We start from the raw sequence: 2,381 nt of genomic DNA, 5'->3' as shown, positions 1-2,381 counted from the left end.
CCGCCGCAGCCGAGATCAAACCCGACTACGCGGTGATCGGCGAACCCACCGGACTGGTGCCTGTGGTGGCCCACAAGGGACACATGTCGGAGGCGATCCGCATTACCGGCAAGAGCGGTCACAGCTCGGATCCCGCCAACGGCGTCAATGCGCTGGAGATCATGCATCAGGCCATGGGTCGGGTGCTGCGCCTGCAGCTGCATCTGGAAGAGACTTATGCCGACTACCGGTTCGCGGTGCCGCAACCGACCCTGAACCTCGGTTACATCCAGGGTGGCGACAGCCCGAACCGCATCTGCGGCTGCTGTGAACTGCACATAGATATGCGCCCCACCCCGCAGGTGGGGCCAGACGAGCTGATGGGCATGCTGAAGGAGGCGCTCTCCCCCATCGAAATCCACCAGCCGGGCTGCCTGCACCTGCAACACCTGCACGAACCCATCCCCGCCTATGCCTGCGCGGATGACTCAGAGCTGGTGCGCGAGGCCGAGAAGGCGAGCGGTCGGGCGGCCGAGTCGGTCAACTACTGCACCGAGGCACCCTTTATCCAGCAGTTGGGATGCCAGACCATAGTGCTGGGCCCTGGCCATATCACTCAGGCCCATCAACCGGACGAATACCTGGATCTCTCCTTCGTCAAGCCGACCACGGCGGTGCTGCAACACCTGATCCGCCGGTTTTGCCTCTGAGTTGACGAAAATGTAAGTAAGTTACATAACATGCCGCCTCGGGACAGGTGAGGGAAATACATGTTCTGAATCGGCCTGTTATTTGACCTTGCGCAGATAATCTGGGTAGATTGTCGCCCTAAGATGACGGAGCATATGTTGTAATCACACAACAATAAGTGAGGCTGTCTCTCACCTCGGATGGAGAGAGACACCAACCAGATAAGGATGTGGAATGAACGAAAAGTACGCCGCGCTACGCGCCAACGTAGGCATGCTGGGTCAACTGCTGGGCAAGTCCATCAAGGATCATCAAGGAGAGGCCTTCCTCGACAAGATCGAAACCATTCGCCAGTTGGCCAAATCCTCCCGCAAAGGTAATGAGGCTGACCGGGAACGTCTGCTCGATACCCTGCGCACCCTGAGCGATGACGAGCTGTTGCCGGTAGCCCGCGCCTTCAGCCAGTTCCTCAACCTGGCCAACGTGGCCGAACAGTTCCACACCATCTCCCGTCGCTGCGAAGAGCAGGTCTGCACCCCGGACCCGCTGGAGCAGATGTTCGCCAAGCTCAAGGCCTCCAACCTGACGCAGGAGGCCATCATCCAGGCCGTGCGCGAGCTGGATATCGATCTGGTACTGACCGCTCACCCGACCGAGGTGACCCGTCGCACCCTGATCCACAAGCACGTCCAGCTCAACGACTGCCTGGAGGCGCTGGAACTCTCCGATCTGCTGCCCCGCGAACGGGACAAGATCCTCAATCGCATCGAACAGCTGGTCAACCAGGCCTGGCACACCAACGAGATCCGCGAGCAGCGCCCGACCCCGGTGGACGAAGCCAAGTGGGGCTTTGCCGTGGTGGAAAACAGCCTGTGGCCGGCCATTCCCGAATTCATGCGCAACCTGGACGAGCGTCTGCAACAGCACCTGGGTGTGCGGCTGCCGCTGGATGCCGCGCCGGTCAAGTTCACCTCCTGGATGGGCGGTGACCGTGACGGCAATCCCTTCGTCACCGCCAAGGTGACCGCAGAGGTGCTGGAGCTGGGCCGCTGGATGGCAGTGAGCCTCTTCTACAAGGACATCAAGGAGCTCACCTCCGAGCTCTCCATGTCCGACTGCACCGACGCCGTGCGCGAGCGGGTGGGCGATCACCCCGAGCCCTACCGCGCCCTGGTGCGCGAGCTGCGTGAACAGCTGCGCGAAACCCAGGAATTTCTCACCGCCAAGGTGCAGGGTCAGGTGAGCGAGAGCCGGGATCTGGTCAAGACCACGGCCCAGCTGCGCGAGCCGCTGGAGCTCTGCTACCACTCAATGCACGCCTGCGGCATGGGCAACATCGCCGACGGCATGCTGTTGGACGTGCTGCGCAAGCTGGCCTGCTTCGGCATCCATCTGGTCAAGCTGGACATCCGTCAGGATGGTGAACGCCATGGTCAGGTCTTCTCCGAGCTGACCCGTTACCTCGGTATGGGCGACTACGCCGAGTGGAGCGAGGACGACAAGCAAGCCTTCCTGCTCAACGAGCTGAACTCACGCCGCCCGCTGATCCCGACCGACTGGGAACCGAGCGACGAGACCCGCGAAACCATAGACACCTGTCGGGTGATCGCCGGTCACGATCCCGATGCATTCGGCATCTACATCATCTCCATGGCCGGCGCACCATCCGACGTGCTGGCGGTGCAACTGCTGCTCAAAGAGGCTGGCTGCAA

Annotated in this window: 2 protein-coding genes; both read left to right on the top strand. The window is 61.6% G+C overall.

Going from position 1 to position 2,381, the window contains the following annotated elements; all coding sequences use genetic code 11:
- Positions 1 to 689 (top strand): M20/M25/M40 family metallo-hydrolase (locus AAC083_RS23470; RefSeq protein ID WP_258224819.1); only part of this gene is annotated, 689 nt, incomplete at its 5' end.
- Between the two features lie 214 nt (positions 690 to 903).
- Positions 904 to 2,381: phosphoenolpyruvate carboxylase (locus AAC083_RS23465; protein ID WP_258224818.1), on the top strand; the 1,478-nt coding region annotated here is incomplete at its 3' end.

Origin of the sequence: Aeromonas sp. HMWF014 (assembly GCF_963878295.1) — a bacterium.
In the GTDB taxonomy this organism is placed as follows: Bacteria; Pseudomonadota; Gammaproteobacteria; order Enterobacterales; family Aeromonadaceae; genus Aeromonas; species Aeromonas popoffii.
Note: the sequence above shows the minus strand (reverse complement) of the source record. Positions and strands in the feature narration are given on the sequence as shown.